This window comes from Micromonospora sp. NPDC005413 (assembly GCF_040606435.1).
GTDB lineage: Bacteria > Actinomycetota > Actinomycetes > Mycobacteriales > Micromonosporaceae > Micromonospora.
On sequence record NZ_JBEXEV010000010.1, the window covers coordinates 19,754 to 33,069 of the forward strand.

Genomic DNA, 13,316 nt, shown 5'->3' on the forward strand with positions numbered 1-13,316 from the left:
CGGGCTTCTACCGCACCGACTCGCGGGCGTCCAGCTCTGAGGCGGCGGCCGGCGGCCCGGCCAAGCCAGCAAAGTCCGAGTCGTCCTCTGGTGGGGACTCCGGGTCGTCCTCGAGCTCGTCGAGTGGTTCGTCCTCGTCGTCGGGTTCGTCGTCGTCCGGCTCTTCGTCGTCCGGCTCCTCGTCGTCCGGCTCCTCGTCGTCCGGCTCCTCGTCGTCCGGCGGCAAGGCTCCGGCCGCCAACTCCGCGTCCTGACCCGTCGGCCCGCCCCCGCCGGGGCGGGCCTTGATCCACTCGGGTTCACGGATGTCGGCCGGCCCCGGCTGGCCTGACAGCCCGCCTTCCCCGACCTTGAGTCGATCAAGGTCGGCGCCATAGCAGGTCGAGCCGACCGGTGGGCGTTGTCCACAGGCCGGCCGGTTGTCCACAGGCGCCGGCCGACAGCCGGCCGACCAGGCTGGAGCGGCCTAACCTGCCGCCACGGGTGTCGCTGCGACACCCGCGGACGGGAGGCGGCAGAGACCATGGGCGATCCAGACTCCGCGCGGGCGTTGCGTCCGCTGCGCCGGCTCACCCTGCCCGGCGGGCGCACCCTGCTCCGGGCCGGTCTGGTCGCCGCGCTGCTCGGCCTGGCCGCCGCCGTTCTCCACACCCCTACCGGCTGCCCGCCGTCCCGGGCACCGGCGGGAGCCACCGACGCAGGCGGGTCGACCGACCCCGACCGGGCACGCCCCACGGACGGCAGCGGAAAGGCCGGGCCGCTGCCCACCGACGCGCCAGGTGCCTCCGACGCGCTGCCCGCCGACGCGCCGGGCGCCTCCGACGGCAGCGGCGCGAACGGAAGAACCAGCCCGCTGCCACTGCCCGCTGGCGCTGTCGGGGTGCCGGTCCGGCTGGCCGAGCCGGCCGCGCTGGCAGTGGTCCGCCCCGGAGCCCGGGTCGACCTGCTCGCGGCGACGCCGGGCGGGGCGGCCACCGAGGCAACGTTGCTCGCACCCGCGGCCCTGGTGCTGGACGTGCTGGGCGCCGGCGCGACCGACGGGTCCTCGGCGCTCTATCTGGCACTCCGCCCCGACCAGGCGCAACGCGCCGTCGGGCTCCCCGAGAACACCCGGTTCGCCATCGTCGTCCGCGGCTGAGCGCGAGCCGTCACCACCGGGCCCTCTGGCGGTACGGCCGCCGGGGTCACTCCCAGTGCGGAGGGCGTTGGGCGAGCAGCCAGTCGTCGTTGCCGTCCGTCCGCTCACCCCAACCACGGTCGGTGTCGTCGGAGGTCTGCTCGGGCAGCACCACGAAGTCTTCGCTCAGGTCGACGGTGCGGTCTTCGTCGCCGCGCGCGCCCTGCGTGCCGGGGTCCTCGGTGCTCACGAGCGGCAAGACTAGCGCAGCCGACGGCAGCGGACCGGTCGCCGACGGTGGCACGCCGGCCAGAAACGACCGGGCCGCCAGCGTCGTTGGTAGCGTCGGACGGCGTGACGACCCCCAGCGGTGGCAGCACCCCGGACGACTACTGGCGACGGCCCGGCCCCGGTGACGACGCGGTGGCGGACCAACCCCCCGCCGCGCCCGCGACGACACCGGCGAGCGGATATTCCGGGCCCCCGCCGAGCGTGCCGCCGCCGACTGGTTGGCGTCCACCCGTACACCTGCAGCCGGCGCCTCCGCGACGGCTGCCGCCGCAGGACATGGCCGACCTGGACGCGGCCGAGCAGCGCTCGCAGCGGGTCACCTACGGCTTCGGCGCGGCGGCCGGTGTGGTGCTGGTGTTCCTGGTCTGCCTGCTCTGCTCGCGGCTCATCTTCTGATGTCCGCCAGGAGCGCCGGTCAGAGGGTGGTGCCCCAGACGGCCTCGGCGCCGGTGTGGCCGGTCAGGTAGACGTAGACCAGGGCGGCGATGGACAACGCCACGACCGCCACCGCCAGCACCGGGGTGACCAGCGCCGGCAGCCGCGGCACGCGAGGGTGCCCACTGGTCGCCACCAGCAGCAGGATGGCCACGATCCCGAGCGGCACCAGGATGCGGAACAGGATGTCGCCGTAGCGGGAGTGCTCGAAGATCTGGTCGAGGATCTGACCCTGGAAGCCCCGGGCGACCAGCGCGTCGGTGAACGCCTCACCCGACTCGACGGCCACGAAGGCGGTCACCGGCGCGGCCACGGCGAGGATACCCAGGGCCCAGTCCAGCCGGTGTCGCCACCGCGGCAGCCCCACGTACGCGATCGCCAGCACCGCCAGCAGCGGCACGAACACGACAACCATATGGACCACCAGGACGTGTACCGGTAGACCCAGGATCTCCTCGAACATCGAACCCTCCAGGTGGATCATGGTCAGGAGATGGTCAGCGTACGTTCCGCCGGTCGTCCCCAGGCTCTCGACCGGAGACACGCGCGCCGCCTCGATAGGGTTCACCGTCGCGGGCCGCGCCCGCGATCTTCCTGGCTGTGTCGGTGGCCACCCGGGCCGGGCGACGGTTGTCGATGCTGATCGCGCGTGCTGTCATTGGCGCATGTCCGGTACCGAGGAGCTGCTGCGATCGAAGGGCCTGCGTGTCACGCGGCCCCGTCTCGCGGTGCTCGACGTGCTGGCCGGCGGCGGCCATCTGGAGGTCGACGAGATCACCCGGCGGGTCCGTGAACGCCTCGACTCGGTCTCCACCCAGGCGGTGTACGACGTGCTGGGTGCGCTGTCCCGAGCCGGGCTGTCCCGCCGGATCGAGCCGGCCGGCGGTCCCGCCCGCTACGAGGCGCGCGTGGGCGACAACCACCACCATGTGGTGTGCCGGGGCTGCGGCGAGATCGCCGACATCGACTGCGCGGTGGGCAGCGCCCCGTGCCTGGAGCCGAACGTCGCGCACGGGTTCGAGGTGGACGAGGCGGAAGTGACCTTCTGGGGCCTCTGCCCGAGCTGCCGGGCCCGCCGCTCCGCCGACGTCTGACCGGCCGCGTAGGCGGACCGTTTCCGACGGGGTCGGCCCGAGCGTGGCACTCTTGGGCGGTGAACTCCGATGACCTCGGCCTCTTCGGTCCGGGTTCGGTCACGTGGAAGGTGCACGAGGAGCCGATCCTGATCGTCGCCGGCCTGCGCTCGCTCTACCTCCAGGCGTTGCACCCGCAGGCGATGGCCGGGGTCGCGCAGAACAGCAACTACCGCACCGACGCCTGGGGCCGCCTGGCCCGCACCAGCACCTACGTGACGACCACCGTCTACGGGACCACCGCCGAGGCGGAGGCTGCCGGGGCCCGGCTGCGCCGGCTGCACGCCCGGCTACGGGCCACCGACCCGGCCACCGGCGCGGAGTTCCGGATCGACGAGCCGGACCTGCTGCGCTGGGTGCACGTCACCGAGGTCGAGTCGTTCCTCAGCACGGCCCGGCGTGCCGGGTTGCCGCTCACCGATGACGAGGTGGACGGCTACTACACCGAGCAGCGCCACTCTGCCGCTCTGGTCGGCCTGGACCCGGCCACCGTCCCGGGCACCGCTGCGGAGGTCGCGGAGTACTACCGCGACGTACGGCCGCAGCTGCGCATGACCCGGGAGGCCGCCGAGACGGCGCTCTTCCTCACCGCCCCGCCGCTGCCCTGGAAGCTCAGCCTGCCGGCCCGGTTGGGGCTCACCCTCGGCCCACCGCGTTGGGCGTACCTGGGGATCGCCGGCACCGCGCTGGCGCTGCTGCCGGCCTGGGCACGCCGCCTGTACGGCGGGCTCGGGTTGCCCACCACCGCCCTGTCGGCGGACCTTTCCGTGCGCGCCCTGCGGCTCGCGTTGGCCGCGGTCCCCCGTCGCTACATCGAAGGGCCGTTCATCCAGGCCGCCAAGGAGCGGGCCGCAACGGCGCTGGCCGGCTGACCCGACCCACACCGCCGGGGAATCAACCGGTGGTGGGCCGGTCCACGGCCGCCCACGGCTCCTTGCCCGGTGTCTGGGCGCCGGTCGGGCAGTGCCGCCGGAAGTCGCACCAGCCGCAGCGGGGGCCGGGTGCCACCGGGAAAGCCTCATCCGCGTCGGCGCCGTCCACGACCGCCCGCTCGGCGGCCATGATGTCGCGGGCCGTCTCCTCCGCGCGGGTCAACTGCCGGGCCAGCGACTCGACGGTGTGGTCGTGGGCGGCGATCGTGCCGGTCGGCAGGTGGTGCAGCTCAACCCGACGGCACGGCCGGCGGAACACCCGCTCCGCCGCGTACGCGTAGAGCGCCAACGCCTGCGAACCCCGGGCGTCGTCCGTGTCCAGCCCGGTGCGGCCGGTCTTGTAGTCGACGATGACCAGCTCCGGACCCTCCGGCCCGGGCCGTGAATCGATACGGTCGGTCCGGCCGTTGAACGCCAGCACGGCGGTCTTGACGGCGACCACCCGCTCCACGCCGAGCGGGTCGGAATCCGGCTCCAGCGTCTCGATGTACGACTCCAGCCAACCCAGCGCCCGCCGGTAGGCGGCCCACTCCTGCTCGTCGTCGCGGTAGCCCTCGCGAACCCAGGTGCCCTTGAGCAGGGTGGCCAGCGCCTCGGGGCGACGCCGGTCGGCGGGCAGCGCATACCAGTTTTTCAGTGCCGTGTGCACGCTGGCGCCGAGCGAGTTGTGCGCCCACGGCGGGCCCTTGGGCGGGGCCGGCCGGTCGACGTAGGAGTAGCGGTAGCGACGTGGGCAGTCCGCGTACGCGCCGAGCTTGCTGGGTGTGCAGACGAACAGCCGCTCCGGCATGCCCTCGAAGCCGAGCTGCTCGGCGCCGCCGTTGCGCTGCTGGGGGGCCCGGCCGCCAGCGGCGGGCCGTCCTGCTGAGGAGGATCGTCGCACGCCTGCGATCCTGCCATCCACCCCCGACACCGTGGGCGTGCCGGTCAGGTCATGTTCACGTACTGCGTGACGAAGGCGGCCACCGCGTCGGCGATGAGCTGCACAGCGATCGCGGCCAGCAGCAGGCCGGCGATCCGGGTCAGCACCTCGATCCCGCCCGGCCGGAGGATCTTCACGATGCCGCCGGAGAAGCGGAGGACGATCCAGACCGCGAGCATCACGGCGAGGATCGCCAGGGCGATGGCGGTGAAGTCGCCCAGCCCGTCGGCCTGCTGGACGAAGAGCATGGTCGCCACGATGGCGCCCGGACCAGCCAGCAGCGGGGTGCCCAGCGGCACCAGCGCGATGTTCGAGGTGACCTGCTGACTGGGGTCGTCTGCCTTGCCGGTGAGCAGCTCCAGGGCGACGAGCACGAGCAGTAGCCCACCGGCCGCCTGCAACGCCGGCAGGTCCACGTGCAGGTAGTCCAGCAGGGTCTGCCCCGCTACCGCGAAGATCACGATCACGCCCAGCGCCAGCGCGACGGCCTGCCAGGCCGCCCGGTTGCGGTCACGGGCGGGCAACGGGCCGGTCAGCGCCAGAAAGATCGGCATCATGCCCGGCGGGTCAGTGATCACCAGCAGGGTCACGAAAACCTCGCCGAACAGCTTCAGATCCACGTGATCAACCTAGCCGCGCCGCGATTCGCCGAAACTGGGATCAGCCGGAAGCGACCTCGGTCACCCCTTCGGCGACGATCCGCTCGTACGCCTCGACGCTGGTGCTGAACTCTCCGAGCTGGACGGTCTTGTGGGTGCCGTGGAAGTCCGAGGAGCCGGTGACCAGCAGGCCCAGCTCGGCGGCGAGCGCCCGAACGTGCGCCTGCTCGGCCGGGCTGTGGTCCTCGTGGTCGGCCTCCAGCCCGGCCAGCCCGGCGGCGGCCAGCTCGACGATCAGCTCGTCGGGCACCACCCGACCTCGTCGGGTGGCCCGGGGGTGGGCGAAGACCGGCACGCCGCCGGCCTCCCGGACCAGCCGGATCGCCCGGAACACGTCGATGTCCTCCTTGGGCAGCCGGTACCGCTCGCCCAGCCAGTCCGGGCCGAACGCCTCCCGGGTGTTGCCGACCAGGCCGGCCCGGATCAGCGCCTGTGCGATGTGCGGGCGGCCCACCGTGCCGCCGCCCGCGCCGGCCAGGATGTCCGGCCAGCGCACGTCGATGCCGTCGGCGCGCAGCAGCGCGACGATCCGTTCGCCGCGCTCCTCCCGGGCGGCCCGCACCCGGGCCAGCTCGGCCACCAGCTCCGGGTGGTCCGGGTCGAACAGGTACGCCAGCAGGTGCAGCGGCACCGCCGGCTGCACGCCGGACCAGCGACAGGACAACTCCGCGCCCCGCATCAGGCGTAGTCCCGGCGGAAGCGCGTCCACGGCCGGCGCCCAGCCGGCGGTGGTGTCGTGGTCGGTGATGGCCAGCACGTCCAGCCCGGCCCCGGAGGCCGCGCGGACCAGCTCACCCGGGCTCAGCGTGCCGTCGCTGGCCGTCGAGTGGGTGTGCAGGTCGATCCGCGGGGCGGAGCCGGTACGCGAGGTCACCATCCGACGCTACCGAGGGACCACGGAGCCCGGCTCGCGGAGGTCACCCCGACCGCGAGGGATCAGAACGGGGTCACCAGGACTGGCCGTTCCCCGGCTGGCACGCCGGGCACCGGAGCGGGGCTGGCAGCCTTTCCTGCCTGCACCTGGCCGACGTCGACCCGGACCAGCTCGCCGGTGTCATCGAGGTAGGAGGCGTGGGACTCGTCGCTCCAGACGATCGCGCCGGTCATCGGCGGCCCGGCCGAAACGGCGGCCGTGTCCGGCCCGAGCCTCTGCAGGTCGACCAGCAGGGAGCGGCTGGCCTTGCCGACCCACCCGTTCACCAGCAGCCACCGCCCGTCAGCGGAGACCCCGCCGACTCCGTCCTGGCTCAGGTCCGGACCGCAGCCCGTGCGTACCGGATCCAGGTGACGCGTCGGGTCGAGCACGGCCAGGCAGGTCCCGCCCGGATCGGTCGTGGAGATCTGGCCGACCAGCCGGCCGTCGGGGAGCCCTCCGTAGACGTTGAGGGTCTTCTGGTCGACGGCCTCCGGCAGCTGTCCGGCTCCGGGGCGCCACAGGGTATGGCCGGCGTCGGCCGGGTCGAGTCGGACCAGGACGCTGTCACCGACGAACCGGACGGGTGCCGCGTCTGCGGGCGCCGGGGTGCGCACCGCCCCGATGAGCTGGGTGCCGACCACCCCCGCCATCAGCAGGTCGCTGCCGTCGCGCCAGGCGACCTGGCGGCTGTCGTCTGCCAGGACGATCGGGCCCGCACCGGCCAGCAGCACCTGCACCAGGCCGTCGTTCTGCACCACCCAGAGGGTGCGACCGGCGGTGGTCGGCGTGCTGACCACCAGCCAACCGCCGCCGCCGGGCAGGACCTGGGCGCGTTCGGCCGGCCCGACGTCGGGCAGCACCAGTCGCCGTCCGTCGGCGCTGACCAGTGTCTCGCTCCCGATCAGGGCCGCGGACGTTCCGGGCGAGGGGGTGGAGCCGGGAACGCTGGCCGTCGGGCCCGGGCGGCTGGACGGGTCCGGGTCACCGATCACCACGATGGGTGTCCCGTCCTGGCCGGGCCCGGCACCGAGCTGGGCCATGCCGACGCTGAGCAGCACGGTGGTGACCGTCGCGAGGGCGAGGCCGGCGGCGGTGCGCCGACGCCGGATCCGGTTTGCGCGGCGGATGGCCTGGCCGGCCGGGTCGGCGCCCAGTGGGCGGGCAAGGGCGACCTGGCGCGAGAGAGTCTCCCGCACCGCACCTTCCAGCTCGTCAGGTCGCACCTGGTATGAACGCCGCGGGCCGCCCGTCCGGTTGTCAGGCCGACCAGGGAATCCGCTCACTACTGCTCCCCGGAGCCCGTGCCGACGGGCACGGCCGCCGGGGCGGTGGGCAGCACGACCTGCGGGCCGATCGGACGCGGCGCGGCGGGGCGGGGAGTGGCCGGGCGGGGCACGGGTCGGCCACTGGCCTGCCGGGGTCGGGACGTCGCGGCGGCACCGGAGGCCGGGACCTGTCCGGTCGGGGCACCCGAGGCCCCAGCCCGGGCGGCACCGGCTGCTGCCGACCGACCGGCAATGCCGGCTGCTGCCGACCGACCGGCGATGCCGGCTGCGGCGGCCAGGTCCGGTGCGTCGGCGCCCATCCGCCGGCGCAGCGTGGCCAGCGCTCGGGACGCCTGGCTCTTCACCGTGCCCGGTGAAATGTCCAGCATCGCGGCGGTCTGCGCCTCCGACATGTCCTCGTAGTAGCGCAGCACCAACACCGCTCGCTGCCGGTTGGGCAGCTCCTTGAGATGCCGCCAGAGCAGGTCACGGTCAAGTTGCTGCTCGATCTCGTCGACACCGGCCCGCTCGGGCAGCACCTCCGTGGGGCGCTCACCGTGCCAGCGCCGCCGCCACCAACTCGTCGAGGTGTTGACCATCACCCGTCGGGCGTACGGCTCGACCGCCTCGATCCCACCGAGCCGCTTCCACGCGAGATAGGTCTTGGTCAGCGCCGTCTGGAGCAGATCCTCCGCCGTGGCCCAGTCCCCGGTGAGCAGATAAGCGGTGCGAAGCAGCGCGGCGGAGCGGGCCGCGACGAACTCGCGGAACTGCTCCTCCAACGAGTCCTTGCTCGCCACCGCCCACCTCCACGCCCCCGGCTGTCCTGGCAGAGTGCCACGTCAGAGGCGCCCTGGTCCATGACGAAAGGTGCGCACTTGCTCCGATGTTCGGTCGAAAACCTTCACGCCCCGTCGTCGGCCTTGGCCTCGTCGGCCTCCTTGCCGAGCCGAGCCTCGACTGCCTGCGGCTCGTACATTTCCTCGACCACGCGCAGGTAGAGCTCGTTCGGGTTGGGCAGGTTCTTGATCTCGCGGAGCGCCTGCTCCTGGCCGGCGGACTCCAGCACGAACGTGCCGTAGTTGAGCGCTCGGCCGGTCGGCGTCTGCTCGTACTTCATGTCGGTGACCCGAACCAGCGGCATCATGGCGACCCGGCGGGTGATGATGCCGTTGACCACCATGACCCGTTTGTTGGTCAGGATGAAACGGTCATACCACCAGTCTGCGACCTTCCAGGCCACCCAGCCCATCACGGCGAACCAGAGCAGCACGGCGATGGTGGTCAGCGCGCCCACGTTCTGCCCGGCGAGAAAGCCGGAGAGGTAGCCGAGCACGAAGGTCGCCGCGATGCCGATCAGCAGCGGGGTGGTGAGGTGGATCCAGTGCCGCTTCCACTCGCCCCGGTAGCGCTCGGTGGGGAAGAGGTAGCGGGCAACCAGCGAGCTGGGCTCGTCTTCCAGTGGCAGCACCCGCCGAGGGGACGAGCCGGTCGCGTCGGCGCGCAACCCGGCCAGCTCGTCCTCGGAGATCTGCGGCGGCTGGTAGCCGGCCTCGGGATCACGGATCCACGCCCGACCGGAACGACCCTGGCCGGCATAGCCGGGCCCGTCGCCATAGCCGACGTCGTCCGAAAGGGACGGACCGTCGGACAGGCTGGGACCCGCCCCGTAGCCCGGGCCATCGTCAGGCCCGATCCGCGGAATCGGCTCGGTGTCACGCTCACGGCGTTCCCGGTCGGGGTCGTCCGGGTCAAAGGGTGGACCGGAGGGGCTGCCCATCGGCTGCTAGGCGACGAGGCTGGTGAAGAAGTCGCCAAACCCCTGGGCGATGTCCATGATCCCGCCGCCGAGCGACTTGAACACGTCCGCCGCAGAGTTTGGCCGGTAGGCGACGAAGAAGATCAAGAACGCGATACCGGCCCAGGTGAGGACCTTCTTGACCATGGCGGGCCATCCTCTCGCGCGGCGCCGGGTCCCATTACCGCAGCGGCACCCAGAGTATCAGTGTGGTGTCGTACAGTGAATATCTGCGTCCGTTCTCCGTCAATCCGGATGGGTTGTCAAGCCCTCCCGGGTAGATACGGGGACGGTGCGCCGTACACGAGCTCGGGCGGAGTCCACTCGGTCAGGTCGTGTAGCACGACGTCTTCCGCGAGCAGGTGACCCGCACTCGCCGGCCAGGCTATCGCATGGAGCCACATTCCCCGAGCTTCGCCCGCGTACGCGCTTCGATCCGTCGGAGAATTCACCAACCACAGTGGAGTGGGGTGCCCCCCGACCCTGATCCTGGCCTGCCCGACGTGGTCGGGGTGGCCCGGCCCCGGGTCGGTCAGCGCGCCGACCAGCTCCGGTCCCGGGTCCGGGCCAGCCAGTCCGGCGAGCCGGGTGCCCAGGCCGACGCCCGGTTCCTCGGCCACGAACACCAGGTCCGCCGGGCCACCACCCAGTGGCGCCGGGCCCGCGCAGGCCACGGCGGTCGCCCGCACTCCCGTCCGGTCGTCCCCCGCGTACGCCACGCCGGTGAGGGTCCAGCCGGACGGCAGCGGCCACGGGCACCACAACGGCATCCCCGGCGGATCCGCGGTCGCGGTGATCCGCTCCACCACGCTCGCCATGATCTCCGCTCCGATGTGCTCGGGCACGTGCAGCGGCGGCACCGGGCCGCAGCGCAGACACCTCGAGTCGCTGTGCATCAGATCCGGCGCCCGTACCGGGCCCCCGCATCTCGGACAACTCACCGCGACACTCACATCCCCACCGTCGCCCCGGACCGCCGGCACGTCAAGCCGGAACGTCCGATTCGGCACCCCGGTGGGTCAGTCCGGCGGCGCGTCGGCGTGGGCACGGATCCAGGCGTGCATCGCGATGCCGCTGGCCACGCCCGCGTTGATCGACCTCGTCGAGCCGTACTGGGCGATGGAGTAGAGCTGGTGGCACGCGGCGCGGGCCGGCGCGGAGAGTCCGGGCCCCTCCTGGCCGAACAGCAGCACGCAGTCCCGCGGCAGGGCGCCGGTCTCCAGCGGACGCGACCCGGGCAGGTTGTCGATGCCGAACACCGGCAGCCGCCGCTCGGCCGCCCAGGCGACGAACTCCTCGATCGTCTCGTGGTGCCGCACGTGCTGGTAGCGATCGGTCACCATCGCGCCGCGCCGGTTCCACCGTCGCCGCCCGACGATGTGCACCTCGGCGGCGTTGAACGCGTTGGCGTTGCGGACCACCGTGCCGATGTTGAAGTCGTGCTGCCAGTTCTCGATCGCGACGTGGAAGCCGTGCCGATGCCGGTCCAGGTCGGCGACGATCGCCTCGTGCCTCCAGTAGCGGTAGCGATCGACGACGTTGCGCCGGTCCCCCTCTGCCAGCAACTGCGGGTCGTAACGCGGGTCATCCGGCGGGTCCCCCGGCCAGGGGCCCACGCCCACCTCAAGCTGGTCGTCGGTCACGGTCATCAGAGGGTACGGACCGCGCCGGCGCTCGCCGCGGCGGCCCGCCGATCAGCCCAGCCCGAGCGCGGCACCGAGTCGGTCCAGGAAGCGCCGGTCCGCCGGGCTGGCCAGATGGTCCACCCGGCGTTCGCCGGGGCTGGGCACCGCACGGCAGACCCGGGCCGCGACCGACTGCACCCACTGGCGGTACGCGGCCGAGTCGGCGGGGTCGGCGCGCCGCCCCAGGACCCGGCTCGCCGCCCGGCAGGCGGCCAGCAGGTCCACCAGATCGGTGAGTCGCTCGGCGGGTTGCGGGGTGCCGTCGTGACGGGCGTAGATCGCGGCGACCACCGCGCGGACCAGATCGCTGTCGAAGGCTCGCCCCGCCGCCACGGCATCGAGGCCGGCCAGGCCCGCCATGACTCCCCGTTCCGCGCGGCCGGGGCCGGGAGCGGCAGCGGCCACGAGGACCCGACCGGGCAGGCTGGTGAGCAGGTCCCACTCGGCAGCGGAGTAGACAGCAGTGGTCAAGGGTGCGGCTCGGCGGCCGGCAGAGGGCGGCTCTCCGGCGACGGAGTGGCTCATCGGAACCTCCGGCGCCAGCATATGCCCCGAAAAGGGAACAGGGCCCCTTCCCCAGCAGAACCCGCTGCGGGGAAGGAGCCCAGAGCCCGACGGCGGTCGACCCGCCGCGATGTTCAGCGCGGCTCGGGGAAGCTGGGCCGCTCCGGATCCACTCCGTCGGGGACGGCGCTGGCCGCGTACTCCCGCTTGGGGACCATGACCTTGCGCCGAAAGACGCAGACCATGGTGCCGTCCTGGTTGTAGCCGCGGGTCTCCACCGACACCACGCCCCGGTCGGGCTTGGAGCCGGACTCGCGCTTGTCCAGCACGGTGGTCTCGCCGTAGATGGTGTCGCCGTGGAAGGTCGGCGCGACGTGCCGCAGCGACTCGACCTCCAGGTTGGCGATCGCCTTTCCACTCACATCGGGCACCGACATGCCCAGCAGCAGGGAGTAGATGTAGTTGCCGACCACGACGTTGCGCTTGAACTGGCTGGACGTCTCGGCGTAGTGCGCGTCCATGTGCAGCGGGTGGTGGTTCATGGTGAGCAGGCAGAAGAGGTGGTCGTCGTACTCGGTGACGGTCTTGCCCGGCCAGTGCCGGTAGACCGCGCCGACCTCGAACTCCTCGTAGTAGCGGCCGAACTGCATCCTGGTCCCCTTCGACGGGCGGCGATGGAGTTCGGCACAGCATGCCTTACCGGTGGTTAAGGCGACCGGCGGGGCGCGACGGCGGCGGAAATGTCACACCGGTCACTCAAACGGGGGGAGACGCAATGAGCGGCGGGGCCCTCCCCGGCACCCGCCGCCCACGCTCTGATGTCAGGAAGTCTGCCCTACGGCACCGTAGGTTCAACAGAGATCGGCGTCACATTTATCTTTTTGTAACACTACTCTGGGTGACGAGATAGAGGTTGATCAGCGATCTCCGCAGGCCGGATACCTCCTCGTCAAGGGGCAAGTTACCGATTCGTAGCGCTCAATCCGGTGGATCTCCTTGGAAACGCTCCCATCACCGCAGGTCACGCAAGTGCGTCATGCACTTGCGATCCGCACATCGGGGAAAACAGACGTGGGTCGATGACCCCTCGCGCCCCCCGGCAGCCCCGAGCACGTTTCGTGCCCCATGGCCCGGGAATTCGATACGGTCAGCCCTGGTTCTACGGGACGTAGATAAACCGCGGTGATCGGAGAGTGCAATGGCAACCGTTGAGCTGACCTCGGCGAACTTCGACGAGGTGACCGGCGACGACGGCATCGTCCTGGTCGATTTCTGGGCCGACTGGTGTGGTCCGTGCAAGCGGTTCGCCCCGGTCTACGAGCGCTCCTCGGAGAAGCACCAGAACATCGTCTTCGGCAAGGTCGACACTGAGGCTCAGCAGGAGCTGGGCGCGAAGTTCGACATCCGGTCGATCCCGACGATCATGGCGATCCGTGACGGCGTCATCGTCTTCTCCCAGCCGGGCGCCCTTCCCGAATCCGCCTTGGAGAACCTGATCGAGCAGGTCGAGGCGCTGGACATGGACGACGTCCGCAAGCAGCTGGCCGAGCACAACCACTGAGCCGTCTCCACGACGGCACGCGAGGCCGGGCCCGGTACGGGCCCGGCCTTCGTCGTACCCCCGGAAGCGCACGCATGATCACCTGCCCGGGTAACCGG

General features: G+C 72.0%; 19 protein-coding genes. 5 read left to right on the top strand and 14 right to left on the bottom strand.

The features are described from left to right. Positions 1-7: 7 nt before the first annotated feature. Positions 8-427, bottom strand: coding sequence for a hypothetical protein (locus tag ABZS37_RS13945; protein ID WP_355169053.1), 420 nt, complete (start codon positions 425-427; stop codon positions 8-10). A gap of 96 nt (positions 428-523) precedes the next feature. On the opposite strand from ABZS37_RS13945, the gene ABZS37_RS13950 reads away from it, so the two are divergent. After that, positions 524-1,138, top strand: a complete 615-nt coding sequence (locus ABZS37_RS13950) for a flagellar biosynthesis protein FlgA (RefSeq protein WP_355168790.1) — start codon at positions 524-526, stop codon at positions 1,136-1,138. A gap of 46 nt (positions 1,139-1,184) precedes the next feature. On the opposite strand, the gene ABZS37_RS13955 is transcribed toward ABZS37_RS13950, so the two are convergent. Continuing rightward, a complete protein-coding gene (locus tag ABZS37_RS13955; protein WP_355168792.1) occupies positions 1,185-1,367 on the bottom strand; it encodes a hypothetical protein in 183 nt (60 codons plus the stop codon). Between the two features lie 104 nt (positions 1,368-1,471). Here ABZS37_RS13955 and ABZS37_RS13960 point away from each other — a divergent pair, with 104 nt between their 5' ends. Continuing rightward, positions 1,472-1,804 (top strand): hypothetical protein, encoded by a 333-nt coding sequence (locus ABZS37_RS13960; RefSeq protein ID WP_355168794.1) that lies wholly within the window; start codon positions 1,472-1,474, stop codon positions 1,802-1,804. 19 nt (positions 1,805-1,823) lie between these two features. Here the strand turns inward: ABZS37_RS13960 and ABZS37_RS13965 are convergent, their stop codons facing one another. Beyond that, positions 1,824-2,306 carry a DUF2231 domain-containing protein gene (locus tag ABZS37_RS13965; protein WP_355169043.1) on the bottom strand — a complete coding sequence of 161 codons (483 nt, stop codon included), beginning with the start codon at positions 2,304-2,306 and terminating at the stop codon, positions 1,824-1,826. A gap of 202 nt (positions 2,307-2,508) precedes the next feature. On the opposite strand from ABZS37_RS13965, the gene ABZS37_RS13970 reads away from it, so the two are divergent. Next, positions 2,509-2,937: a Fur family transcriptional regulator gene (locus ABZS37_RS13970; RefSeq protein ID WP_272615291.1), complete on the top strand. Its 429-nt coding sequence runs from the start codon at positions 2,509-2,511 to the stop codon at positions 2,935-2,937. A gap of 59 nt (positions 2,938-2,996) precedes the next feature. Next, positions 2,997-3,848 carry an oxygenase MpaB family protein gene (locus ABZS37_RS13975; protein ID WP_355168797.1) on the top strand — a complete coding sequence of 284 codons (852 nt, stop codon included), beginning with the start codon at positions 2,997-2,999 and terminating at the stop codon, positions 3,846-3,848. A gap of 22 nt (positions 3,849-3,870) precedes the next feature. Here ABZS37_RS13975 and ABZS37_RS13980 read toward each other — a convergent pair whose 3' ends face one another. The 11 genes from ABZS37_RS13980 to ABZS37_RS14030 all read right to left on the bottom strand — a co-directional run bounded on the left by ABZS37_RS13980 (position 3,871) and on the right by ABZS37_RS14030 (position 12,307). Next, positions 3,871-4,698, bottom strand: a complete 828-nt coding sequence (locus ABZS37_RS13980) for a PD-(D/E)XK nuclease family protein (RefSeq protein WP_355169045.1) — start codon at positions 4,696-4,698, stop codon at positions 3,871-3,873. A 137-nt stretch (positions 4,699-4,835) separates the two neighbouring features. Further along, complete coding sequence (locus tag ABZS37_RS13985) at positions 4,836-5,450, bottom strand: MarC family protein (RefSeq protein WP_354995541.1); 615 nt, start codon at positions 5,448-5,450, stop codon at positions 4,836-4,838. Positions 5,451-5,490: 40 nt separating this feature from the next. Then, positions 5,491-6,363, bottom strand: a complete 873-nt coding sequence (locus tag ABZS37_RS13990; RefSeq protein ID WP_355168799.1) for a PHP domain-containing protein — start codon at positions 6,361-6,363, stop codon at positions 5,491-5,493. 62 nt (positions 6,364-6,425) lie between these two features. Then, the gene (locus tag ABZS37_RS13995) at positions 6,426-7,628 is read right to left on the bottom strand and encodes a hypothetical protein (RefSeq protein WP_355168801.1); all 1,203 of its coding nucleotides are present in this window, start codon (positions 7,626-7,628) and stop codon (positions 6,426-6,428) included. Between the two features lie 59 nt (positions 7,629-7,687). Continuing rightward, a complete protein-coding gene (locus ABZS37_RS14000; RefSeq protein WP_355168803.1) occupies positions 7,688-8,470 on the bottom strand; it encodes a SigE family RNA polymerase sigma factor in 783 nt (260 codons plus the stop codon). Positions 8,471-8,574: 104 nt separating this feature from the next. Continuing rightward, positions 8,575-9,450 (bottom strand): PH domain-containing protein, encoded by an 876-nt coding sequence (locus tag ABZS37_RS14005; protein ID WP_355168805.1) that lies wholly within the window; start codon positions 9,448-9,450, stop codon positions 8,575-8,577. Positions 9,451-9,456: 6 nt separating this feature from the next. After that, positions 9,457-9,615 carry a hypothetical protein gene (locus ABZS37_RS14010; protein ID WP_007455302.1) on the bottom strand — a complete coding sequence of 53 codons (159 nt, stop codon included), beginning with the start codon at positions 9,613-9,615 and terminating at the stop codon, positions 9,457-9,459. A gap of 116 nt (positions 9,616-9,731) precedes the next feature. Then, positions 9,732-10,478, bottom strand: a complete 747-nt coding sequence (locus tag ABZS37_RS14015) for a DUF6758 family protein (RefSeq protein WP_355168807.1) — start codon at positions 10,476-10,478, stop codon at positions 9,732-9,734. 9 nt (positions 10,479-10,487) lie between these two features. Continuing rightward, positions 10,488-11,111, bottom strand: coding sequence for an RNA methyltransferase (locus tag ABZS37_RS14020; RefSeq protein ID WP_355168809.1), 624 nt, complete (start codon positions 11,109-11,111; stop codon positions 10,488-10,490). 51 nt (positions 11,112-11,162) lie between these two features. Then, positions 11,163-11,699, bottom strand: a complete 537-nt coding sequence (locus tag ABZS37_RS14025) for a hypothetical protein (RefSeq protein ID WP_354995547.1) — start codon at positions 11,697-11,699, stop codon at positions 11,163-11,165. Positions 11,700-11,791: 92 nt separating this feature from the next. Next, positions 11,792-12,307, bottom strand: a complete 516-nt coding sequence (locus ABZS37_RS14030; RefSeq protein ID WP_354995548.1) for a MaoC family dehydratase — start codon at positions 12,305-12,307, stop codon at positions 11,792-11,794. 548 nt (positions 12,308-12,855) lie between these two features. On the opposite strand from ABZS37_RS14030, the gene trxA reads away from it, so the two are divergent. Next, positions 12,856-13,218 carry a thioredoxin gene (gene trxA, locus ABZS37_RS14035; protein WP_355168811.1) on the top strand — a complete coding sequence of 121 codons (363 nt, stop codon included), beginning with the start codon at positions 12,856-12,858 and terminating at the stop codon, positions 13,216-13,218. Positions 13,219-13,316: the final 98 nt, after the last annotated feature.

What these genes read in the sequence shown, in the direction of transcription:
- ABZS37_RS13970 (WP_272615291.1), top strand. Translation starts at nt 2,509, where the DNA reads ATGTCCGGTACCGAGGAGCTGCTGCGATCGAAGGGCCTGCGTGTCACG.
- ABZS37_RS13980 (WP_355169045.1), bottom strand. Translation starts at nt 4,698, where the DNA reads ATGCCGGAGCGGCTGTTCGTCTGCACACCCAGCAAGCTCGGCGCGTAC.
- ABZS37_RS14030 (WP_354995548.1), bottom strand. Translation starts at nt 12,307, where the DNA reads ATGCAGTTCGGCCGCTACTACGAGGAGTTCGAGGTCGGCGCGGTCTAC.
- trxA (WP_355168811.1), top strand. Translation starts at nt 12,856, where the DNA reads ATGGCAACCGTTGAGCTGACCTCGGCGAACTTCGACGAGGTGACCGGC.
- ABZS37_RS13965 (WP_355169043.1), bottom strand. Translation starts at nt 2,306, where the DNA reads ATGTTCGAGGAGATCCTGGGTCTACCGGTACACGTCCTGGTGGTCCAT.
- ABZS37_RS14005 (WP_355168805.1), bottom strand. Translation starts at nt 9,450, where the DNA reads ATGGGCAGCCCCTCCGGTCCACCCTTTGACCCGGACGACCCCGACCGG.
- ABZS37_RS13950 (WP_355168790.1), top strand. Translation starts at nt 524, where the DNA reads ATGGGCGATCCAGACTCCGCGCGGGCGTTGCGTCCGCTGCGCCGGCTC.
- ABZS37_RS14010 (WP_007455302.1), bottom strand. Translation starts at nt 9,615, where the DNA reads ATGGTCAAGAAGGTCCTCACCTGGGCCGGTATCGCGTTCTTGATCTTC.
- ABZS37_RS14025 (WP_354995547.1), bottom strand. Translation starts at nt 11,699, where the DNA reads ATGCTGGCGCCGGAGGTTCCGATGAGCCACTCCGTCGCCGGAGAGCCG.